Origin of the sequence: Wolbachia endosymbiont of Rhagoletis indifferens, from assembly GCF_048537595.1 — a bacterium.
Lineage (GTDB): Bacteria > Pseudomonadota > Alphaproteobacteria > Rickettsiales > Anaplasmataceae > Wolbachia.
Genome location: NZ_CP175923.1, coordinates 917,469 through 939,843 on the forward strand (window position 1 = coordinate 917,469; position 22,375 = coordinate 939,843).

Genomic DNA, 22,375 nt, shown 5'->3' on the forward strand with positions numbered 1-22,375 from the left:
TTGTGATAGGTTAGTAAATTGGAGGTAGTTTATGAATAGACAACAAGAAAATTTAATAAATAGTTTTAGATTTACTTCTTCGCATGAAAACAAAGCAAATGTTAATGTAGCAAATCATTATAGTGCTACTCCTTTATATCATGCTGTTCGCGCAGGGTGCGTAGTGGAGGTGGAATTATTGCTTGCAAGTGGAGCAAGTGTTAAAGCAACAGATAATTTTGGGCTTACTCCTTTACATTATGCTACTCAGTTAGGCCGCGGAAGGATAGTAAGATTGCTGCTTGCAAGCGGAGCAGATGTTAAAGCAATAGATAATTTTGGGCTTACTCCTTTACATTATGCTATTCATTCAGGCTGCGAATGGGTAGTAGAATTGCTGCTTGCAAGCGAAGCAAATGTTGAAGCAGTAAATAATTTTGGGCTTACTCCTTTGCATTATGCTGCTCGCGCAGGTTACATAGAGGGGGTGAAATTATTGCTTGAAAAAGGAGCAAGTATTGAAGCAATAGATAATTTTGGATTTACTCCTTTACATTATGCTGCTTGTGCAGGTTGCATAGAGGGGATGAAATTATTGCTTGCAAGCGGAGCAAGTGTTAAAGCAACAGATAATTTTGGGCTTACTCTTTTACGTTATGCTACTCAGTTAGGCCGTGAAGAGATAATGCGATTATTGTTTGCAGGTGGAGTGGATGTTAATACACCAAGCACAAGCTTTAACAACACAAACACTGAGCAATTTCAAACAGTTGGTCGGTCTTATTGTTAGTTAGACATAGGAACTTATGTGCTCTTCACCAAAATATCTAACTTGGAGATAGATGAGTTCATTGTCCCCTAAACCGTACGCCTAAGTAAATCAACCATTTCTCTTGCTAACTAAAGCGGTGAAGATTTGGTCTACATCAAAACTCATCTTAGGACGCCAAATAGGGCCATCCAAATGCATATCGATATAGATTGGATTACTATAACCTGGTGGAATGAAAAAGAACCTGAATATAGAATTTAAAGTGAAGTTAGATAAGGTTAAATTAGAAGAGATTGACCCTGATGCTTGATCAATCCCGAATTGTAAACTAGTTGAACATATACCACTCTTAATACTTGCTTTTCCGCTAATATTTTCAAAAAATGTCTTGCCATTATATATATCAACATAAGCAAATGTGGAAATTTCAGATTTATTCTTACTGCTTAACAAATTAGTGATAAATGAATTAAAATCCACATTAGTAAATTCTATTCCCTGCGCTTGTAAATTTACATCTCCTGATAAGTTACTAGCCCAATCATGAAAACTTTTTCCTTGAGTTTTGATTTCACCATTTAAGCTTACCTGACCATTTACATTGTCAATTCCTATAACCTTACCAATCTTTTTAGTGTCCAAATTTACAATAGAAAACCTTGTATTTATTGAGTCTGATCTTAAATAACCCTGAAAAAACACTTGCCCGTGTTCTAATACGTAACTTGCCTGCCTGATAGTGATAGTGTTGTTTCTCATTACCGCATCCAAATTAAAATCTTTCAAAACATTCTGCTCGGTTTTAAATTCTGTAGTATTGATTTGCACATTTGCATCAAAGCCTTTTTTGTCATCCAAAAAATCAAGCTGCTTTGTTGACCATTGAATTTGATCTATCTCATTTCTTGAATTTCTTTTTACCTCTACTAAATTCGGTAATTTAAAGATATTTCCATTAAATTTACTGCCCGTGAGGTTCACATCTAATAAAGGTTTGGCGTATTTTTGATCTACTAATATTTTTGCATTACCGGTAATATCGAAATCTTCTCCAGATAGTTTTATTTTATCTGCAACTAGCTTACCTTTTTCCATTTTCAGCAAAAAATCTAAATTTTTAATTTTCGTATCATTCAATGTAAGGTTATTAACACTGGCCTTTATATTTGCATCATACTGAAAATTTTTCAGCCGTTGCATTTTAGATAAACTGCTAAATAATGAATGATCATATTTATCTGCATCAAGATTATGCATGCTAAATTCACCATTGATCACATTGTGTTTTTTTGTGTGGCTTACTCTAATTGATCCTTGCAAGGATTCCTTATTATTTAGCAGTCTAATGTCTGAGATAGATAATATTCTTGGTGCAAGGTGCAGTTTAGAACTTAGTGTAAATTGATTTTTCTGGTCTTCTTTCATCTTTATAGAAGGAAAAAAACATGAAATGAATGACCCAAAATCATTTCCTTCTACTAACAAATCACCGTTGAATTCAGATAGGGCATTATTGTTTGAGATCTCTCCTGATAAATAAGATATATTATTGATTCCAGGAAATTTGAGAAGCGTATTAACTTTTACTTTGCCATCAGTGGATTTTAGTACAGCACGGAAATTGTCCAATATTTTGTTTTGATATTGAATGTTAGAAGCTTCCATATTAAAATTTAAGCTCAAGTTCTTTGGCACAACTGCTCTAAAACATTCCAGAAGGTCTTTTATATTCGTTGTTTTTTGTGAATTGTCTTGTATGGAATCTAAGTCGACTTTACTGAAGCTAATATTGAGATTAGTGTGATCGCCTTTTCTATCATTTTGTATTGTACCACTGGCTTGCATGCTTTTGGAATCAATTTTTAAGTCAGTTGCCGTAAACTCACTTTCATTAAGACTTATATTGGATGATATCTTGATATTTTCGCTAGGAATAACACAAGAGAGAAAGCTAAGATTAATGATTTTTGCTAAATCACTCACAGAACCGGAACTGTTATTAATTGTTAATGTTAAATTACCCTGGAGTTCTTCTTGATTTCTATTACCTGTAAATAGCAAATTTACAAAATTTGATTCAACACTAATGTGTACATTCTTTTTTGTGATATCAACCTTTCCTGAAAAATCGTAATTATTATCACCTACCTTTACTTTACCGGAGAATTGCCTATTTTTTTTTACAGCAACCTCCTTTATGTTAACAATATCAGCGAAATCACTCTTAAAACTTACTTGGCTGTCTTTTATTACTATATCGACTGTGTTACCACTGGCTTTTGTATTTATAATATTAAGTAAATTTTCTTTGTTGCTTTTCATACCAAACAATGTGATTGACTTTGGTTGCAACGAAAATAAAAACAACGATAGGAGTGACGGTTTTACCTCAATTTTTCTTACACTAATTAAATCTGACAACTTTTGCTCTTTATTTTCGTTGTATTGTATATATACATTATAGATAGTGAGCTTTGGGGTAATCAATGAAACTTTAACTTTCCCTCCAATATGCACTTTAGCATCATACGTCCTCTCCAACTCTTTTATGATATATTTCCTGTAGCCACTCCAATCCTTAAAAGTTGCAGCAACGTGCATGAGAATTAATAGCAACGAGATTGATAATATGGCATATAAAGAAAGTCTCATAGTAGACCTCTCATTCCAGCATCCTTTCGTCTTGTCATCCCAGTTCACCTTTTTCCTGTCATCCCAGTGCTTGACACTGGGATCCATCTTATTTTCATCATGGACATTATTTCAGCGTATGCTCCTAGAATCTGTTGTCTATTGCATAATTTGCAAATATTTTTATATCTGGATCCCAGTGTCAAGCACTGGGATGACACCATTTGTTGTACCTTCAGATTACATTTATACATGTTTTCAAACTTCCTCTAAAAGTTAGGTAAAGAATACCAAAATAAACAATAACACTCAAAGCTATTAAAGTCGTTAAATAAACAATACGAGCCAACATTTTATCAAAAAATAATCCTGCCGATAAGGAATTAGCAACATAAAGAACTATTGACATAACTACCGTTGCTACAAAAATTTTCATGACATTTAACAATAACGCTTGGCTAACCTTATACATTTTATTTATTGTTAAATAACTAATTAATAGAATGGAGTTTATCCAAGTGGAAACGGAAGTAGCAATAGCAATCCCCGTATGCTGATACTCGTTCATTAACAAAAGGTTTAGCACTACATTAATTCCAAGGCACATTAGCGAAAATATGGTTGGTATTTTCAGATTGCCTTTAGCAAAAAATGTAGGTAGCAATACTTTATTTATAATAAATGCAGGTAAAGAAAAAGAAAATGCTATTAACGTGGGAGCAGTTTGTTGCACTGCATAATGATCAAACCGGCCGTAAGAAAAAAGCGTAAGTAAAATTATGTCGGGAATAATGATAAAGGCAGCAGTTGTTGGCATAATTAACATTAATCCTATGTTGAGAGCCTTGTTCTGTATTTTGACTATATTTTCAGTATTATTCACCTGTTTTGAAATTAAAGGAAGAAGCACTGTACCAATTGCAGTACCGATTATTCCCTGCGGTAGTTGATTTAGTCTATCGGCATAATATATATAGGACACCGCATTTGGTATAAAACTCGCCATGATTGTATCAATCCATAAGCTTATTTGAGTTACACAATTGTTGATAATTGCAGGTATCACACGCTTAAAAAACAACCTTATTTCATTGCTTAATTCAAGGCTAAAAGAAAAAGCTGCCTTTAACTTGTATGCACTAAACAGTATCAGAAGTAACTGTAAAATCCCTCCGATCAGCACAGCTATAGAAAGGTTGTGCGCTGGAGTTTTTACGTAAGGCACAAATAAACTGATGATTAAACAGAGATTCAAAACAATTGGTGCAATAGCTGTTGAAGCAAAATGCTGCTTTACCTGCAGCATTCCACCAATAAGTGATGCAATTGAAACAAAGATTATGTAGGGCATCATAATTCTTGATAAAGTAACAGTAAGGATAAACTTACTTTGGTCAAATCCAGGAGCAAAAATTTGAATCATATAAGGGGAGAAAGTTTGCATGATAAGGCAAAAAATTACTAAGATAATAAACGTAATGGATATTACACTACTTGCAAAATTAAATGCCTTCTTATTATCATGTGATTCTGCTGAGTATAACGGTATGAATGAGGTAGTGAACGCTCCTTCTGCAAAAAATGCTCGAAATAGATTGGCAAAGCGAAACGAAGAAAAAAATATGTCTGCAAGAGAGTTTGCACCAATAACCGTAGCAATCAATACATCTCTTATTAACCCTGAGATCCTTGAAATAGCCGTAAAAAAACTAAATGTGAAAATACTTTTAAACATACCACTACTTCATTAGTGTCAATACGATCAACTATAATGGTAAAAGTATCAATGAAAATATTTATTGGCTAAACTTAAAACCCTCTGCAAAAGGAGAGTCAAATAATCAATTGACTATTTGCGCTCTTATGTTAGAAATTTTATATCTTGGCGGGCGTAGCTCAGTTGGTAGAGCGTCAGTTTGTGGTACTGAATGTCGCCAGTTCGATCCTGGTCGCTCGCCCCACTAAAATTTTCTGCTTGACGGAGATATGAACAAATGGTAACATATCAAATTAATTAGGGAGGGTGTATGAAAGAATTTTTAATAGCCTGTGGTATAGTATCAGTAATAGGAGCATTGACAGGTTTGGGATTGAGTTTTACAGCTTTGTCACCTTTGGTTATAGGTGGAATTATTGCCGCCATTCCTGCAATATTAGTTAGTGCACATGGTATATACGATAGTGTAAAAAAAGGAGAATTCTCCAAAAAAGATCTTTTCATGCTTGCTGGTGTCTGCGTTACAAGCGCTGCAATCGGAGTTGGCCTTGCTGCAGCCGCAACTGCTATTTTTCCTGGTGCAATGCTTGGAATGGGATCTGCAGCTTTAGCAGGTGCAACAATAGGAGTAATTGCGCCAATTATAGCGTCTCTTGCAATGGAAAATATTATAGTACCAATAGCTGAAAAAGTGAATGAGCACATTATATCACCTATAATTGAGCACTTTTCTTCGAAAGGGAAGGGGTATGAGCCAGTTTAAGCTAATCAAGTAAGGTTTCTGTTATTCCAGTGTGCAACATTGGAATAACAAGATTTGACATTAACCGCTGATAATCGGAATATTAGTAGGGTACGAATTACTTAAAAAGCATGCATAAATATGATGTAGTAGTAGTAGGTGGTGGTCATGCAGGGTGCGAAGCGGCTGCTGCGGCAGCTCGCCTTGGTGCAAACACGCTGCTTATAACTCATAAAATTTCAACTATAGGAGAAATGTCCTGCAATCCAGCAATCGGAGGAGTTGCAAAGGGTGTTGTAGTTAGGGAAGTTGACGCTCTTAATGGAATAATGGGAAGAGCAATCGATCAAGCAAGCATACACTCAGTCATTTTAAATAGCAGCAGAGGTGCAGCAGTATGGGGACCACGTGCACAGGCAGACCGAAAATTGTACAAGCAAGCAATACAGGAAATTATTCTAAATTATAACAATTTGACGGTAAAAGAAGAGTCAGTTGACGATTTTCTTATAGAGAGTAATAACAATGGAGAATTGTACATTAAAGCTGTAATAACAAGTTCTGGTGAAAGTATACTAACAGGTAAAGTTGTTTTAACTACGGGAACTTTCCTGCAAGGTGTAATTCATATAGGAGAGCAAACAACTCCTTCAGGGAGAATGGGAGATAAGTCTGCCGTAGAACTTGCAAATACGTTGAAGAAATATAATTTCAAATTAGGTAGACTGCGTACCGGAACTCCACCAAGGCTTGATCGTAATACTATAAACTGGTCAATATTGCAAGAACAAGTGGGTGATAATCCACCTGTGCCGTTTTCTTACTTAACAGAAAAAATTAACCAACCCCAGGTACCATGCTTTATTACCCATACTAATGAAAATACGCATAAAATAATTCGAGAGAATCTTCACAGGTCAGCTTCCTCATATTTAGATGACATTGTTGCACCAAGATACTGCCCATCCATTGAAATTAAAGTTAATAAATTTGCAGAAAAAAATAGTCACCAAATATTTCTAGAGCCAGAAGGGCTTGACGATAACACTATATATCCAAATGGAATTTCAAATTCATTGCCTATTGAAGTGCAGCGTGAAATGATAAATAGTATCAAGGGACTTGAAAATGCAGAAATACTAAGGCCTGGGTATGCGGTTGAATATGACTATATTGACCCACGAGAGCTATTTCATACTCTTGAAACTAAGAAAGTCAAAGGTCTATATTTCGCCGGCCAAATTAATGGCACTACTGGATATGAAGAAGCAGCAGGGCAAGGAATTATCGCTGGAATTAACGCAGCACTTTCTGCATCTGAAAAAAAAGAAAGCTTTGTTCTCCATCGTACAGATTCGTATATCGGCGTAATGATAGACGATTTGGTCACCAAAGGGGTGATCGAGCCTTATAGATTATTTACCTCACGTGCAGAATATAGGCTAGCTATCAGGTCAGACAATGCAGATAGAAGATTAACACAAAAAGGTTATGATATTTCCCTTGTTTCGCATGAGAGATACTCTGTTTTACAGAATAAACTTGAATCCATTAAGCAGCTTGAAGAGAAGTTAGGGAGTCTAACGATTACTCCTGAGCAGCTTAGGTCTTATGGTATCAAAATATCTTATGATGGGATAAGAAAAACGGCACTAGATTTACTTAGCTACCCAAATATCGACTGGAATAAATTACAAGAAATATGGCCGGAGTTAAGCAGCGTCACGCGCTGGAATGGCAAAATGGGACACACCAAAGCGGATAATGCAACTAAGAATGAAATATGCGAAGCGGTTGAAATTGAAGCAAAATACAAACCTTATCTAATAAGGCAAGAAGCGGATATGAAGTTTTTACGAGAGGAAATTAACACTCAAATTCCAATCAACTTCAACTATTCACAAGTTAAAGGCTTGTCAAGTGAAGTAATAGAAAAGTTGCAGACGATAAAACCAGCAACAATTGGCATTGCAAAGCAAATACAAGGCATCACTCCCGCAGCGATAGTTAGCATATTAGTGTACCTTAGGAATAAGAAAACGAAAGTAGCTGCTAGTTTTGCGTGAGGTATTCCATGTCAAAAATCGAAGAATTTCGTTCTTTTATGCACGAAATAAACGTTGATGCATTTGTGTTGTATACTAAAGATGAATATTTAAATGAGTATTCAGAGGAGCTAACTAAGTTATGTGGCTTCACAGGAACAAATGGGCTGCTCATTGTCACAAAAAACAACAAGTGCCAATTTTTTACAGATGGACGCTATATCACACAAGCTCACAATCAGCTCGATCGGGGCAATTTTCAAGTATATAATATACAAGAAGAGGATCCACGCGAATGGATAAAAGCAAACTTAACATCGACTGCCTCACTAGGTTATTATTTGCAATATTTTACCATAGAAGATATAAGAAAGTATGAGAATATCTGTAAATTAATACCCTGTTTAGCTGGAAAAAAAAGTGACTATCGAAAACAAGCAGTGGTTTTACATTCTATTAAATATGCTGGTGAAAGTAGCAAGAATAAATGTGAAAAAGTCGCTAAAAGCATAGATAAAGAAGCTGAAGCAGTGCTTTTAACCGATCCAAATTCAATTTCATGGTTATTAAATTTAAGAAATGAAAATGCTAAATATACTCCATGTATATTGGGCCGTGCTATATTGTATAAAAGCGGTAATGTTGATTTGTTTATTCAAGATAAAAAACATTCGACTATAGAAGCAAATTTAGATAACCATGTAAATATTTTTGATATTAGTGAGCTAGAAAGTTCGCTGTGTAAGCTAAATTCAATAGTTATAGATCCAAGCACAACTCCAATGAGTATCATGGCTGTAATAAAAGATAAGCAGGTAATTGAAAGAGAGGATCCTTGTTTAATTCATAAAGCAGTAAAAAATCAAACTGAAATAGCTGGGGCTATAAATGCGCACATCAGAGATGGAGTGGCAGTTACAAACTTTCTACATTGGCTTGAAAATAATGTTGGTACAGAGCTTGAAGCTGAAGAGAAACTCTTGGAATACAGAAAAGAGCAGAATTTGTTTAAGCAACTAAGTTTTCCAACAATTTCAGCATTTAATGAGAATGGAGCAATAATTCACTATCGTGCAAGCAGTAAGACGAATAAGGTAATTCAGAAAAGTGGACTATATTTGATTGACTCTGGTGGCCAATACCTTGACGGCACAACTGATGTGACAAGAACTGTAGCAATTGGTAATCCAACTGATGAACAAATAACCCACTATACAATAGTGTTGAAAGCTCACATTGCTGTAGCAAGTGTCATCTTTCCTCCTGGCACTACTGGTGGAGAATTGGATATATTAGCACGTACGCATTTATGGAAATTTGGAATGGACTATATGCATGGTACAGGACATGGAGTAGGAAGCTATTTATCAGTGCACGAAGGACCACAAGCAATATCAAAAAGTAATAAAGTAAAATTAGTACCAGGGATGATACTTTCCAACGAACCTGGCTATTACATTCCGGGAGAGTATGGAATAAGAATTGAAAATCTGATGTATGTTGACAGACAAGAAGACGGCTTCTTAAACTTTAAACAACTGACCTCTATTCCATATGATAGAAGGCTAATAGATGTGCAAATGCTTACTAAAGATGAAATTGAATGGATAAATAGCTATCATCAATTTGTCTATAAAAACTTAGAAAATAGCGTCAAAGATAAGGAGTGGTTAAAGAAAGTATGTAACCCTTTATAAGCAAAGGAGCATTTTTTGTTGTTTAAAGAGTATTAATGCAATTGTGATGAGTATTTTGTATTGTTTTTAATTTAAAAACAATATATAATAGAGAATCGATATTTTCAAGTAGGTGTAATTATGACAGGTAAAGTGCAAGAAGATGAATTTATGAAGCAGTATATGGATACTTGCAAAGAGCAAATAGAAAAATTAGCCAAGGATCCCGAATTGCTTAATCAGACTTTAAAACCATTTATGCAAATGTCTCAGCAGCTTATGGCTGGCGGTATGTTAGAAGGTGCTATGCCTAACATGATACCTGATTTGGGCAGCATGGATGCTAACAAGATGATTGCGCAGATGAAGGAAATGATTGACTACATAAGAGGTAACTATAAGGAACTAATGAAAGAGCGCAGCTCGCAGATTCAAGAGCTCGATGAATCCAGTAAAAAGCTAAGAGGCTTAGTTAAAAAATTGATAGAAAAGATCGAAAGTAAATAAATAACATCTGGATTTCTGTCATTCTATGTACAACTTTCTAGTTGGGCGGTAAGTCGAGATCAATTATTGATGTCATGCAAGTAGTGTGACTACTTGCATGGCATTATTATACCAATTTCCGTAAATAAATAAGGTACATTGCTTAAGGCTGCAGCTATAGATAGTAAGTTCTAGTTTGTTTTCTTATTTCTGAGGTTTATAGCTAACCCAAACAAGGTTTTCCCTACGTCATACCGCGATTCATTCGCGGTATCTCAGTATAGATTCCGCTAACGAGTAGCGGAATGACGAATTTGTCGTTTTTCAAATCGTCGATGAACCTAAGTCACTTTAGCTATAGTATCGGGAACGTAATTGCACATTGGTTTTACAAATTTGAAAATTAGTGTTAAATAAAAATATAAACGCAAAAGGAAAAGAGATGATTAAACTTAAAGGCCCAGAAATTTGTGCAGGCGGAAATAAGAAAAATTTGATTGTTTTTTTACATGGTTGGGGCTCAAGTGGCGATAATTTCATTCACCTTGCTAAAGTTATGAGCAAGTTTTTACTGGGTTCATATTTTGCAGTACCCAATGCTCCGTTTGAAAGAGAAATAGGTGATGGTTATCAGTGGTTCAGCTTGGAAGATCGTAGTGAGGAAGCGCTATATAATGGAGTAAAAAATGCTACATCAATTGTAAATCATTTCATTGATACAAAATTAAAGGAGCTTAATTTAAAAGATACGCAACTTTCTTTAGTTGGATTTTCTCAAGGAGCAATGCTTGCAATACATACAGCTCTCACCCGCTCTCAATCCTGTGCATCAGTTGTTGCATACTCTGGTAGGTTTCTTTCACCTTCAAAAACTGTACCAGAGATCAAATCAAAACCTAACATATGTGTTATCCATGGTGATGCTGACGACGTGGTACCTTTTTCGTCCCTCGACTTAGCGGTTAAAGCTCTGAAAGAAAATGGAGTAAATGTTGAAGGACACCCAATTCATGCATTAGGGCATATTATTAATGAAGAGGGAATAAAATTAGGAGTAGAGTTTATCAAGAAAAATTTCAGCAACTAACTTCTATGTACTTGTTTTGCTTTGGTTATGGATATGTAGCTAAATTTTTATCGAAAAAACTACTAAACTTAGGTTGGAAAGTCAGTGGCACATCAAGAAGTAAAAATATACAAAATGTAATCCTCTTTAATTATGAGAAAGTTAGTCAAGATCTGCTTAAAAGCGCAACGCACGTTTTAATTTCTATTCCTCCAGATGGCGATGATGTTGTGGAGAGATACGGTGATTGCCTGCAAAATGTTAAATGGTTTGGTTATTTGTCTGCAACTAGCGTCTATGGTGATCACTCTGGTAATTGGGTGAATGAGGAATCTGAAACACAACCTATAGAAATCAGAGGAGAAAAACGCCTTAAATCTGAAAAGAAGTGGCTGAATAGCAAACTGCCTGTACATATTTTTCGTTTAGCTGGAATATACGGTCCTGGTAGGAACGTGTTAATTGACTTGCAGCTTGGCAAAGCAAGAAATGTGAAAAAAGAAGGGCATTTTTTTTCTCGTATTCACGTTGAAGATATATCGAATATTCTATTTTCTTCCATGCAAAACATAAAACCTGGTGAAATATACAATTGTGCAGACGATTTACCCACTACACAATCTGAAGTGACAATGTATGCAGCCAAACTTCTCAATGTTAGCCCTCCAGAGCCAATTGAGGTTTCTTCCTTACCAGATTATGCACAGAGTTTTTATTTAGGATCAAAAAAAGTAAGTAATGTTAAAATTAAAAAAGATCTTAATGTCTCTCTAATTTATCCTAACTACAAGGTGGGATTAAAGAGTTTGCACGTAAAAAAAACTGAAATCACATTAGAATGATAGATAGGCCTATTGCTTAGTTCTGTGATTGTGTCCGTTCAGACGAATGTTCTCTAGGGAAGATTGTGGAGTATTCGTTGCAGCATTTGGCTGTTCAATTACGCTAGTTGATTCTTTAGGTATACTATTTCTTTCAAAATTTCCATCTCGTATAGCTTCCCAAACACTTTTTCTTCCTAAAAGACAGCTTTCTCCTAAATTTTTCCCCTTATCTTCTAACTCGTTAAGCCTTGCTTCGCTCTCCTTATCAATCTTTACTTCTATTTCATTACTATTTTTCTTAGGATTTAGATGAATACTGATTTTTCCTGCTTCACTATCAAAAGATAATGTTACACCTTGCTTACAAACATCCAGATAATTTCTTTTTCCGTTGTAGCTTTCAACTCTTACTATACTTTTCCCAATTTGCAGTATAACAACTCTTAAGTTTAAACCTTCATTCTTTTCATTGCTTAGGATTTTTGCAACTTTAACAATACTATCTTGTGGATATTCTATATAAAGACATCCATTATCTATCTCTACTTCTAATTCATCCTTTTGGGTTTGCTTATTTTTGTTTACAATACTTTCATATGCTACATTTTTTAGATCGTTTTCAATTTTCTCACATTGTGCAAAGAGATCATTTACATAACCAAAATCAGAAGTTACATGTCCTAGCTCACCACCATCGAAGAGACCTCTTTCTACTTTCCCACCTTTTAACAATAAATCCCTAATGGTGTTTCTTATGATGTCTAAATTACCATCTTCCAGTGCTTCATTCGTGTTGTCATCATCTTGATCTTCATTGTTACAGGAAACATCCTGACCTCCAAATGCATGCGCTTTACTGCTAGGGCATAGGCCTTCATTCTTAATAACATCTATTATTTCTTCAAATATCAAATTTGTTACAGTTCTATAACGATCACCATAACATGAATTTAGTCTTATCCCTTTCCCTAAATATTCATTTGTTATGTATTGAATAAGCCTTAAAGCACTTCCTTTGTTATTTTCTTCTTCCACCTTTTTCATCTTCTCACAAAATTTATCAATCAGCTTCTCTTCATTTTCAGTTAATGGTATTTCTAGATCCATTAAAAGTGAGCCATCTTCCGAAAAACAAGAATAATCTGAACTACAGCTCGAATTTGAGTTCCAATCACTTGATTCAGTACAAGGCATCTGATTACCATCAGCGGAACTATCATCTGAATCATAATTACTAAAGTGCTGTAGTCGATTATCACTTTCGTCTAACCAGTTATGAGTTGGTGACAGATTCATTAAAAATGAGTTTTCTGGAAGAAGATAATCAGTGTAAATTACCTGATCATCATCGGCAAGGTTATATCCTTGATCAAGCAAGAGCTTCGCCAGATTTTCTATATTACTTTCAACATTTTGTTGATTATCATCATCGGCAAAGTTATACTCTTGATTAAGAGAGAACTTCGTCGGATCTTTTATATTACTTTCAAAAATTTGTTGATCTATTATTTGTTGCTTTTTTATCTCATAAGTCATGTTATATAACCATTACCCATACAAATACTATAATACATAGGCAAGTCAGTAAAGAAATTTAATTTACATTACTCTACCACGATTTTGAGATAGAGCAATGAATTATTTTAGTTTTGATATTTAAATGTTTTGTATCTGCTGTAATGATTTCACTTCCAATTTGCTATTCTTTACATATTGAATTGCAAGCACTAACGCTTTACTTCCAGAAGCTGTGGTGCTGTAAGCTATATTTTGCAAAATAGCAGTTCTGCGAATATTTTTGCTGTCTGAGACTGACTTTACACCTTTTGAGGTATTGATCACTAGATTTATTTTTCCATCTTTGAGCATATCAACGATGTGGGGTCTGCCTTCTCTCACTTTATTTACAGCTTTTGCAGCAATGCCGTTATTGTTCAGATACGAAGCTGTGCCTTTGGTGGCATATATTTCAAAACTCAGTTCTTTCAACATTCGTGCAACTGGCAATATATACTCTTTATCATCATCTTTTACTGAAACCAGAGCTGTTCCTTCTGTTGGTAACTTGTATCCTGCAGCCATATGCACTTTTGCAAGTGCAGCTTCGAAAGATGAGTCAATTCCCATCACTTCTCCTGTTGATTTCATTTCAGGACCAAGTAAAGTATCAACTCCTGCAAAGCGGGTAAATGGAAAAACAGCAGCTTTAACTGCAAAATGATTGAAAGGCTTGTTTTCCTGATTCAATTTTTTACCCAAAATAACCTGAGTGGCAAGCTTTGCAACAGGAATGTTGATTACCTTGGAAATAAAAGGAACTGTGCGACTAGCCCTTAGATTCACTTCAAGTATGTATACATCACTAGACCTCTTGCATAATTCGATTTCTGAAGGCAATTTTGTCGTCAAAGCTTGTCTGCGCTCCTCAAATACATTCGAGTATTCTGTGGTGCTCATCTGCACTTTTCCTAAAAATTTCTCATCACAAACAGGTTCTGCAAGAGGTCTATTCTCTTGAACAGCAAACTGAATGTTTATCAGACCTTTCACTTTTAATGCTAATGCTATTCTCTCAGTTTGGAGCTCGATCTCTTTTATTACTTCGTCACTCAATATATTTGTCGGTATTGAGCATGTTGAATCGCCAGAGTGGATACCAGCTTCTTCAATGTGCTCCATGACCGCTGCAATGAAAACTTTTTCCCCATCACATACAGCATCAATGTCAACCTCAACTGCATTGACTAAAAATTTATCAAGAAGCAGCGATCCGTGTTCAAAAATTTTGGTTTGATTCAAGACATACTCTTTAAAGCTCTGAGTATCGTGTCTAATCGACATAGACTGACCGCCGAGGACATATGATGGCCTGACTACTAGTGGAAACCCCACCTTTTCTGCATTGGTTAACGCTTCTTCTACTGAATGGCAGATAGAACTTTCAGGTTGTTTTAAATTAAGTTGCAAAGCAAGATTTTTAAACCTCATGCGATCTTCTGCAAGGTCAATAGAATCAAACGAAGTTCCCAAAATTTTGAAACCTCTCTCGTTAAGCACTTTGGCTAACTTTAAAGGTGTTTGACCACCTATTTGAACTATCACACCAACCAGTGTGCCATTTTCTTGCTCTTTACTTAGTATTTCAAGCACATCCTCTGCAATGAGTGGTGCAAAATATAAACGATCAGCGGTATCGTAGTCAGTTGAGACAGTTTCTGGATTACAGTTGATCATTATTGTTTCATACCCCATTTCTTTGGCGGCAGAAGCTGCATGTACGCATGCATAATCAAACTCAATACCTTGACCAATGCGATTTGGACCACTTCCTAAAATGACAACCTTTTCTCGGTCAGAAATATTCGCCTCACATTCCGTTTTATTTTCAACATCACCCTCATAGCAGCCATACATATAAGCAGTGCTCGATTCAAATTCAGCTGCACAGGTGTCTACACGTTTATAAACTTGTTTGATGCCAAATTTTTTTCTTATTTCTTCAATCTGTTCTATTTTTTTGTTACTTAATTTTGCCAATCTTGCATCTGAAAATCCCATTTTTTTCAGCTCTAACATTTCATATGCAGTCTCAGGAAGGCCGTTTTCCTTGATTTTTTGTTCAGCTAAGATGATTTGCTGTATATTTTGCAGAAACCATAAGTCATATCCTGTAATCGAATTTATTTCTTCTATGCTAATTCCGTGGCGCATTGCGTCAGCAGCAATCAGTAATCTGTTTGGCAGCAATTTTGCTAATTGAGATTTTACGTGATCAATATCAATGTTCTCAGGAAATACTTCATCAAGTCCTGTAAGATCAGTTTCAAGTGAACGGAAAGCTTTCTGTAGTGACTCATTAAAAGTGCGGCCTATAGACATTACTTCTCCCACTGATTTCATGGAAGTTGATAATTCACAATTCGTCCCCTTAAATTTTTCAAACTCAAATCGAGGAATTTTAGTGACGATATAATCAATCACTGGTTCGAATGCTGCTGGTATTATTGGAGCGCAGTCGTTACGTATTTCATCGAGCGAATAGCCAATAGCAAGTTTAGTTACAACTTTTGCAATAGGATAGCCTGTTGCTTTTGAGGCAAGTGCAGAAGAGCGAGAAACCCTTGGATTCATTTCAATTACAACGAGGCTTCCATCTTCTTTAGGATTCACTGCAAACTGAACATTTGCACCACCGGCACTAACGTCAATTTCCCTCAGCACTGCTATAGATGCATTTCTCATCTGTTGGTATTCTACGTCACGCAGAGTCAAAGCAGGAGCAACTGTGATACTATCCCCAGTGTGCACCCCCATTGGATCAACATTTTCTATTGAACACACTATTATACAGTTATCCTTGCAGTCACGGATAACTTCCATTTCATATTCTTTCCAGCCGATAATTGATTCATCTATCTGAACTTCATTTATTGGCGAAATTTTGAGAGCACTTTCTACGATATTGAAAAACTCCTCTTTATTATATGCTATGCCGCTACCTGCACCGCCAAGAGTGAATGATGAACGGATGATTGCTGGTAATCCAATGTAATCCAAAGCCTTTTTTATTTGTTCTTGATTTTTTATAATGACACTTTTGGGGTATTTTAGCCCTATTCTATCCATGGATTGGCGAAATAATTCCCTATCTTCTGCTTTTTTTATTGCTTCTCTATTTACTCCTATTAGTTCTACGTTGTATTTGTCTAACACTCCATCATCTGCAAGTTTTATTGCACAATTGAGCGCTGTTTGCCCGCCCATTGTTGGCAATATTGCGTCTGGCCTCTCCTTAATTATAATTTTCTCTATGATTTCAGGCAACACCGGCTCAATATACGTCGCATCAGAAAACTCAGGATCTGTCATTATAGTTGCGGGGTTGGAGTTAACTAAAATAACTTTATAACCTTCGCTTTTTAATACTTTACAGCTTTGCGTTCCGGAATAATCAAACTCACACGCCTGACCTATAACTATTGGGCCTGCTCCTATTACTAATATAGAGTCTATATCTGTGCGTTTTGGCATAATTACAATAACGGTCTTTATTCAAGTAATGTTACCAATCTTTCCTATAAATGTGAATTTTTATTAAACCTATTAGCTAACTACTTTTAGGCTTGACGCATAACTGTACGAACATTGCAATTTGCGTGGCAGATTCCAGTGCTTGACACACAGCTGTACAAACATTCATTTTTGAAGGTAAATTGCACAGCAAATGATGTCATTCAAGTAGCTGACACTGGTTCCTTTATGACGGCAGTGCCCAGAGGTGTCATCCCAGTGCCCAGACACTGGGATGGCTTTGTTGCATAGCAACCGAAAAAATCTGGTGGCTACTGACAAAATTCATTATAAATAACCATTTAACTGTTGAAGAAAAAATATGCCACAGAAAATGAAAGTCAGTAACCAAAACGAATATAACAAATTCCTTGAAAAAAGGGGAAATATTTTTCGTTACATCGATGAAGCTATCGAAAATTGGTATGAAAATAGTCCAAAAATGCAGGGCGGCAACTATATTTACAGTGATAAAGTCGTAATTTTGGTGCATATAATTGTCAATCTTTTTAGAATTGGTTTAAGACAAACGGTGGGGTTTATAAAAGGATATCTGCAACAAATAGGAAAAAATTTGGCAGTTATCAGCTATTCACAAGCATCAAGAAGGTTTAAAAAACTTAATATTAAGATAAATGATTGCAGGGTTGATAAAAGCAACATGGAAAATATTGAAATTATCATAGATAGCACAAGTATCAGCATTTACAGTAACACTCCTGGCCACAGTAAGGAAAACAGTGCAGATAGAAAGTACCGAAGCTACGAGCAAGTAAGAAAGTTACATGTTATGTTAAGTGTGAATAGTAAAAAAGCTATAGCTGCAAGATACAGTAATGGCGTCTACTCTGACCACTATGGAGCTTGCGATTTGCTTGAAGAAGTTAATTTTCAGCACAAAATAAAAGCATTATATGCAGATAGGGCATACGATAGGCACAAACTTTATAAATTGTGTAAGAAATACGATATAAAGACAAAAGTTCTACCAAAAAAGGATGCAGCAGAACATTCAAAAATAGATTATATGTCTGACAGAAATGCTGCTATTAGGTTAATAAAATTATATGGACAAGATGGTGTAAAAGAGTGGAAAAAGGAAGCAATTTATGGAAAGAGATCTTACATAGAAGGATTTTTCTCAAGGTTGAAGCAAGTATTTGGATTTAGCTTTAGGAATAAATCTGAAGTAAATCGTGAAAAAGAATTACTAATTAAGTGCTATTTGCTCAACAAATTCACTGATATTGGTATGGCTAAATTTGAAATCATTACATAAATTTGTCGTAAACCATCACTGCTTAAGGTGCTATGCAACAAAGCCCACTGGGATCCAGAAAACTTAACTTTAAATAAGTGGCTGCATAATAAAGACTAGATTCCAGTGTCAAGCACTGGAATGACACCATAAAGGCACTGGGATGACATCCTACCTTGTGGAAATTGCTCTCAAATCACAATGTTCATACAGTTGTGGGCTTAACGGTATCTTTGCAGATACTATGGTAATTTATTCAAAAGATTTACTGAGTGGTAAGATTTTTCCTGATACGCTGCAGTCTTCAGAAGCTAATTCCACAAATTTATCTGTTAGTTTATCAGGTGACACCAATTCAGATGTATCTTTTCCAAGAAATGCCTGCTCACTACCCACAGGTCCTTCCGTGTATACAGCATTTACACATAATTTTGTATGTTTTGTCTCAGATGCATATATCTGCACCATTATTTCTAGTGCAACTTTACTTGCAGCATACGGCATCCAATATGGATAAGAGGAAGGAGAAAGTGTCACCTCTGAGGTCATGAATATCGCTCTTCCAGCATTAGACTTTTTTAGCATTGGATCTAAGTTTTTTAGTAAGTACCAATTAGCAGTAAAATTTGTATTCATTACGTTCTGTAGCTCTTCAAGCTCGCAATCATGAACAGGGTTCAATTTGCCTAAAATTCCAGTACACGCAACTAATATATCAAGCGCTCCAGATTCTGATAATTTCAGGCTTTCTATCATGTTTGTCAGTATCTTTACATTCTCAAAGTCTAAAAGATCAAGCTGAATTAGTTTCACAGAGCCTTCTTTAAATTCTTCAAGCTCTTCAATTTCATTATATAGTGGCTTGAGATTATCAAGAGATCTTGAAATCAGAATCACACATGCACCTTCTCTTACAAACCTTTTTGCAACAGCAGAGCCTATTTCACCTGAAGCCCCGGTAATTAAAGCTACTTTACCTTCTAACTTACCCATTTCTTTTTCCTTAGCGAGATTCATTGAAGTATTTTAGCTGAAAATTAAATTTTGCTCCATATATAAAAATCAAACTTAGCATATAAAAAAATAGTAATGACACTACCATACCACCTAAACTTCCATATATCAAATTCAGTTGATCAAAGGAAGCTTTTAAGTATTGCTTGAAAGCTGAAGCGGAAATCGTCCAAAGAATAACAGCCACACAAGATCCGGGAAATACGTCTGATAAGTTTTGTTTTATGTTTGGCAACATAAAATATAGCCAAGAGACTACTGTGAAAAGTACAAATTCAATGAGCAGGTATTTAGTATAACTTAGCCCCTGATAGGAAAAATCAATTAGCATTGGCACTAATGTAGAGAACGCTATAGTTAGAGTTATAATAAGCGTGATCACTAAAAATTGTAATATACTGAGTACCCTTCTCCATATATAAGGCGGCGAAACCGGAATTTTATAAGCTTTGTTCAATACTGTTCTTAGCCCTTCAATTGTTGACGAGGCGGTCCAAACAGCACCTACAATTGCCAAAGTTAGTAAGCTTTGCGGCGGGCCTGATATTATCTCTCTGATACGCGGCATCAAAGATGCCAAAATATCCTGTGGCATGTTATCAATGATAAATACCCAGCCAATGTTATACTGGTCTAAGAAACTTGCGAATGTTGACGCCACAGCCATTAAAACGATGAGAAAAGGAAATATTGATAACAGAATTAAAAATGATAAATACCCTGCGTGCTCCACCCCATCGTTATGAATTGTGTCAATCAAAGCACGATAAAGGCAATAAACGATGCTGTAAAATTTCTGTAGCATGTAATATAAACGAACCAAGAAAAGTATTCTAAATGAAATAAAGGATACTTTTAAGCAAAAAATCCTCACCGTTTACTTAAATTTAATCAAAGTGATAGATAATCAAATATGAAACAGAAATTATCGGAGGCGTAATGAAAAATTTTCTTCTACTTGTAGCTTTAATTCTCTCCTTTGCGTTTGATGCAAATGCTGCGAATCCGCCGGCTACGGGTAATAAATTTGTTGATACAAGTGATACAACATCATCAGTGATATGCAAGATAATAGGCTATACTCATGGCATAGGTGGACCAATGATCACAATAGTGATAATTGGTGCAGCGTTGCTTGCAATATTCGGCAGGATGCCGTGGCCAGCGCTTTTTGCACTCGGTGCATTTACTGCTGTGTTTTTTGGCGCTCCTGTAGTCGTTTCAAAAATAACACCAGGAGGTGTGATTTGTAAAGACGGTGCAGTAGCGAATAATCCATAGAAATTATAGGAGGCGTAAACGTAGTTTTCTTTACTTGAAAGTGGTAAGTTTCACCACTTTCAGTGTCTATAACTACCTAATAAATTCTCTTTCTGTAATCATATCAGTTAAAGTCTGGATTCCAGCGTCACGCGCAGGAATGACAGCAGTCCTACGTCATACCGCGATTCATTCGCGGTATCTCATCCGCTAACATAGTAGCAACTGTTCTCCCTTGTCATACCGTCACGGTATCTCTAGATCCCGCTAACAAGCAGCGGGATGACGGTTGTCGTTTAGCCATAAATGTTTAAGAAATTTACCAAACGAAAAAAAAGGCAAAAGAAACCCTAGTCACTGTCTATTTTCAGTATTGGCGTTTTTTAAGTCTTAAACACTGCAATTTAGCTGCTTTTAAATGCAACTCACCTTAGTTTAAATGTTTAAGAAATTTACTAAGCAGAAAAAAAGGCAAAAGAAATCCCGTGTTAGCTAGTTGTCACTCTCTAATCCTGCAAATTGGCGTACTATACTGTCTTAAACGACTTATAAGCGCGTTTCAGCTTATATAGGTAAAAACCCAGAAATGTTGTGAAGACATAAGGTGCACATAGTGCGAAAAATTAAAAATAAGACGCCAAGTACGTTGTTTTTTTTGCTGTTTAATCTGCACAGATGAAGATAACTGAATACCTTCAGTACCATGATAAGGGCGCTGGCGGAGTTTGTCAAGTAGGTTTTGCATTTAATTCATTTGATAATTCAAAAAACTTGAAAGAATAAAGATAGCTATTGAAATTGTCTTGATTTACATCAGTTATCCAAGTTTGACATTGAATACTTAACACTTCCTCTATTAACGCCTTTCTGTAATGTTTATCCAGATGAGACATTATATCATCAAGTAGAAGAAGTGGTGCCTTATTGTAATGAATACACCTTGCTTTTACACTGGATAAAATAATAGAAAGCAGTAATAACTTTTGTTCTCCAGTGGAGCACAGATTTATTGGTACGTTTCTTTTTTGACAAAAAACCCGAAAATTATCGTTATGCACACCAAAGGTTACTCTACCAGTCAATGAATCTTTTTCTCTGTTTTCCTTTAGACGATTCTGAAAATATTCTGCAGTATCGTTCAAAGTTAGTTGGCTGCTGAATTTCAAACTTGCCTTCGGAAAAAGCTCACTGGAATGGTTATCAATTGTGTCTTGTAATATTTTTAAAACAGACGATCGCATACGTAAAATACTAACTGCATTAACAGCCATTATGTTTTCAAGACTAGAGAGCCAATTTTCGTCCAAGGTGTTCTCTCTCAACAGTTTACTTCGCTCATGTTTAGCTTTCCTATATTTCATGTAGCAGCAAGTGTAATTTTCCTCAAACAGTGAGACTATACGGTCTAAAAATTTTAATCTGTCACTTGGAGAATTAAGAAGAACATAGTCCATTTGTGGAATCAGCCATATTACATTGGATATCTTATACAGAGATGAATAACTCGATTGCGTTTTTCCATCAATTTGTATTAGTTTCTTATCAAAACTCTTTGCGATACCAATTGAATTAAAATCTGTTCCATTAAAAAAATCATAGTGCACTACCCAATCTTCATTACTGAATCTATTTTGTATCTCACTGGCTTTTGCTTTTTTCATTCCGTTGCTTTTAGCAAGCAACGAGATTGCTTCAAGTATATTAGTTTTACCAATACCGTTTTTGCCAGTTATTACAACTGAGCTATCATCTGAATCCAGTTCAAAGTTTGAGTGGCTACGAAAATTATGTAATTTCAGCTTTTTTATGTAGCAATGGGTAGCCATTAACCTATT

At 35.6% G+C, this 22,375-nt stretch carries 18 protein-coding genes and 1 tRNA gene; 11 read left to right on the forward strand and 8 right to left on the reverse strand.

The window, feature by feature from the left end; translation table 11 throughout:
- The first annotated feature begins 31 nt into the window (after positions 1-31).
- On the forward strand, positions 32-769 hold the full coding sequence (locus ACJZL1_RS04880) for an ankyrin repeat domain-containing protein (RefSeq protein WP_419247082.1): 738 nt from the start codon (positions 32-34) through the stop codon (positions 767-769).
- A 90-nt stretch (positions 770-859) separates the two neighbouring features.
- Here ACJZL1_RS04880 and ACJZL1_RS04885 read toward each other — a convergent pair whose 3' ends face one another.
- The 3 genes from ACJZL1_RS04885 to murJ are packed head-to-tail and all read right to left on the reverse strand — an operon-like array spanning position 860 to position 5,117.
- On the reverse strand, positions 860-3,403 hold the full coding sequence (locus ACJZL1_RS04885) for an AsmA-like C-terminal region-containing protein (RefSeq protein WP_419247083.1): 2,544 nt from the start codon (positions 3,401-3,403) through the stop codon (positions 860-862).
- A 44-nt stretch (positions 3,404-3,447) separates the two neighbouring features.
- Positions 3,448-3,636: a hypothetical protein gene (locus ACJZL1_RS04890; protein WP_265034819.1), complete on the reverse strand. Its 189-nt coding sequence runs from the start codon at positions 3,634-3,636 to the stop codon at positions 3,448-3,450.
- Positions 3,618-5,117 carry a murein biosynthesis integral membrane protein MurJ gene (gene murJ / locus ACJZL1_RS04895; RefSeq protein WP_419247084.1) on the reverse strand — a complete coding sequence of 500 codons (1,500 nt, stop codon included), beginning with the start codon at positions 5,115-5,117 and terminating at the stop codon, positions 3,618-3,620. The genes ACJZL1_RS04890 and murJ overlap by 19 nt, the downstream gene beginning before the upstream one ends.
- A gap of 150 nt (positions 5,118-5,267) precedes the next feature.
- On the opposite strand from murJ, the gene ACJZL1_RS04900 reads away from it, so the two are divergent.
- The 7 genes from ACJZL1_RS04900 (at position 5,268) to ACJZL1_RS04930 (ending at position 11,956) form a co-directional block, all read left to right on the forward strand.
- Positions 5,268-5,343: transfer RNA gene (locus tag ACJZL1_RS04900), tRNA-His, on the forward strand.
- 66 nt (positions 5,344-5,409) lie between these two features.
- The gene (locus ACJZL1_RS04905) at positions 5,410-5,862 is read left to right on the forward strand and encodes a hypothetical protein (RefSeq protein ID WP_419247085.1); all 453 of its coding nucleotides are present in this window, start codon (positions 5,410-5,412) and stop codon (positions 5,860-5,862) included.
- 110 nt (positions 5,863-5,972) lie between these two features.
- Positions 5,973-7,907, forward strand: coding sequence for a tRNA uridine-5-carboxymethylaminomethyl(34) synthesis enzyme MnmG (gene mnmG, locus ACJZL1_RS04910; RefSeq protein WP_419247086.1), 1,935 nt, complete (start codon positions 5,973-5,975; stop codon positions 7,905-7,907).
- 8 nt (positions 7,908-7,915) lie between these two features.
- Complete coding sequence (locus tag ACJZL1_RS04915; protein WP_419247087.1) at positions 7,916-9,583, forward strand: M24 family metallopeptidase; 1,668 nt, start codon at positions 7,916-7,918, stop codon at positions 9,581-9,583.
- Positions 9,584-9,703: 120 nt separating this feature from the next.
- On the forward strand, positions 9,704-10,069 hold the full coding sequence (locus tag ACJZL1_RS04920) for a hypothetical protein (protein WP_419247088.1): 366 nt from the start codon (positions 9,704-9,706) through the stop codon (positions 10,067-10,069).
- 421 nt (positions 10,070-10,490) lie between these two features.
- Positions 10,491-11,135, forward strand: coding sequence for an alpha/beta hydrolase (locus tag ACJZL1_RS04925; protein WP_419247525.1), 645 nt, complete (start codon positions 10,491-10,493; stop codon positions 11,133-11,135).
- A 5-nt stretch (positions 11,136-11,140) separates the two neighbouring features.
- Positions 11,141-11,956, forward strand: a complete 816-nt coding sequence (locus ACJZL1_RS04930; protein ID WP_419247089.1) for an SDR family oxidoreductase — start codon at positions 11,141-11,143, stop codon at positions 11,954-11,956.
- 9 nt (positions 11,957-11,965) lie between these two features.
- On the opposite strand, the gene ACJZL1_RS04935 is transcribed toward ACJZL1_RS04930, so the two are convergent.
- Both ACJZL1_RS04935 and carB read right to left on the reverse strand, forming a co-directional pair.
- The gene (locus ACJZL1_RS04935) at positions 11,966-13,474 is read right to left on the reverse strand and encodes a hypothetical protein (RefSeq protein WP_419247090.1); all 1,509 of its coding nucleotides are present in this window, start codon (positions 13,472-13,474) and stop codon (positions 11,966-11,968) included.
- Positions 13,475-13,594: 120 nt separating this feature from the next.
- Positions 13,595-16,969, reverse strand: coding sequence for a carbamoyl-phosphate synthase large subunit (carB, locus tag ACJZL1_RS04940; protein WP_419247091.1), 3,375 nt, complete (start codon positions 16,967-16,969; stop codon positions 13,595-13,597).
- A gap of 114 nt (positions 16,970-17,083) precedes the next feature.
- Here carB and ACJZL1_RS04945 point away from each other — a divergent pair, with 114 nt between their 5' ends.
- Complete coding sequence (locus tag ACJZL1_RS04945; RefSeq protein ID WP_419247092.1) at positions 17,084-17,260, forward strand: hypothetical protein; 177 nt, start codon at positions 17,084-17,086, stop codon at positions 17,258-17,260.
- 70 nt (positions 17,261-17,330) lie between these two features.
- Positions 17,331-18,287, forward strand: a complete 957-nt coding sequence (locus ACJZL1_RS04950; RefSeq protein WP_264735368.1) for an IS5 family transposase — start codon at positions 17,331-17,333, stop codon at positions 18,285-18,287.
- A gap of 231 nt (positions 18,288-18,518) precedes the next feature.
- On the opposite strand, the gene ACJZL1_RS04955 is transcribed toward ACJZL1_RS04950, so the two are convergent.
- On the reverse strand, positions 18,519-19,283 hold the full coding sequence (locus ACJZL1_RS04955; protein WP_419247093.1) for an SDR family oxidoreductase: 765 nt from the start codon (positions 19,281-19,283) through the stop codon (positions 18,519-18,521).
- On the reverse strand, positions 19,270-20,085 hold the full coding sequence (locus ACJZL1_RS04960; protein WP_265026157.1) for a YihY/virulence factor BrkB family protein: 816 nt from the start codon (positions 20,083-20,085) through the stop codon (positions 19,270-19,272). The genes ACJZL1_RS04955 and ACJZL1_RS04960 overlap by 14 nt, the downstream gene beginning before the upstream one ends.
- Positions 20,086-20,219: 134 nt before the next feature.
- Here ACJZL1_RS04960 and ACJZL1_RS04965 point away from each other — a divergent pair, with 134 nt between their 5' ends.
- Complete coding sequence (locus ACJZL1_RS04965; protein WP_419247094.1) at positions 20,220-20,561, forward strand: TrbC/VirB2 family protein; 342 nt, start codon at positions 20,220-20,222, stop codon at positions 20,559-20,561.
- 707 nt (positions 20,562-21,268) lie between these two features.
- On the opposite strand, the gene recF is transcribed toward ACJZL1_RS04965, so the two are convergent.
- Positions 21,269-22,366, reverse strand: a complete 1,098-nt coding sequence (gene recF / locus ACJZL1_RS04970; protein WP_265026159.1) for a DNA replication/repair protein RecF — start codon at positions 22,364-22,366, stop codon at positions 21,269-21,271.
- Positions 22,367-22,375 lie beyond the last annotated feature (9 nt).

What these genes read in the sequence shown, in the direction of transcription:
- ACJZL1_RS04880 (WP_419247082.1), top strand. Translation starts at nt 32, where the DNA reads ATGAATAGACAACAAGAAAATTTAATAAATAGTTTTAGATTTACTTCT.
- ACJZL1_RS04885 (WP_419247083.1), bottom strand. Translation starts at nt 3,403, where the DNA reads ATGAGACTTTCTTTATATGCCATATTATCAATCTCGTTGCTATTAATT.
- ACJZL1_RS04890 (WP_265034819.1), bottom strand. Translation starts at nt 3,636, where the DNA reads ATGTATAAATGTAATCTGAAGGTACAACAAATGGTGTCATCCCAGTGC.
- murJ (WP_419247084.1), bottom strand. Translation starts at nt 5,117, where the DNA reads ATGTTTAAAAGTATTTTCACATTTAGTTTTTTTACGGCTATTTCAAGG.
- ACJZL1_RS04905 (WP_419247085.1), top strand. Translation starts at nt 5,410, where the DNA reads ATGAAAGAATTTTTAATAGCCTGTGGTATAGTATCAGTAATAGGAGCA.
- mnmG (WP_419247086.1), top strand. Translation starts at nt 5,973, where the DNA reads ATGCATAAATATGATGTAGTAGTAGTAGGTGGTGGTCATGCAGGGTGC.
- ACJZL1_RS04915 (WP_419247087.1), top strand. Translation starts at nt 7,916, where the DNA reads ATGTCAAAAATCGAAGAATTTCGTTCTTTTATGCACGAAATAAACGTT.
- ACJZL1_RS04920 (WP_419247088.1), top strand. Translation starts at nt 9,704, where the DNA reads ATGACAGGTAAAGTGCAAGAAGATGAATTTATGAAGCAGTATATGGAT.
- ACJZL1_RS04925 (WP_419247525.1), top strand. Translation starts at nt 10,491, where the DNA reads ATGATTAAACTTAAAGGCCCAGAAATTTGTGCAGGCGGAAATAAGAAA.
- ACJZL1_RS04930 (WP_419247089.1), top strand. Translation starts at nt 11,141, where the DNA reads ATGTACTTGTTTTGCTTTGGTTATGGATATGTAGCTAAATTTTTATCG.
- ACJZL1_RS04935 (WP_419247090.1), bottom strand. Translation starts at nt 13,474, where the DNA reads ATGACTTATGAGATAAAAAAGCAACAAATAATAGATCAACAAATTTTT.
- carB (WP_419247091.1), bottom strand. Translation starts at nt 16,969, where the DNA reads ATGCCAAAACGCACAGATATAGACTCTATATTAGTAATAGGAGCAGGC.
- ACJZL1_RS04950 (WP_264735368.1), top strand. Translation starts at nt 17,331, where the DNA reads ATGCCACAGAAAATGAAAGTCAGTAACCAAAACGAATATAACAAATTC.
- ACJZL1_RS04955 (WP_419247093.1), bottom strand. Translation starts at nt 19,283, where the DNA reads ATGAATCTCGCTAAGGAAAAAGAAATGGGTAAGTTAGAAGGTAAAGTA.
- ACJZL1_RS04960 (WP_265026157.1), bottom strand. Translation starts at nt 20,085, where the DNA reads ATGCTACAGAAATTTTACAGCATCGTTTATTGCCTTTATCGTGCTTTG.
- ACJZL1_RS04965 (WP_419247094.1), top strand. Translation starts at nt 20,220, where the DNA reads ATGAAAAATTTTCTTCTACTTGTAGCTTTAATTCTCTCCTTTGCGTTT.
- recF (WP_265026159.1), bottom strand. Translation starts at nt 22,366, where the DNA reads ATGGCTACCCATTGCTACATAAAAAAGCTGAAATTACATAATTTTCGT.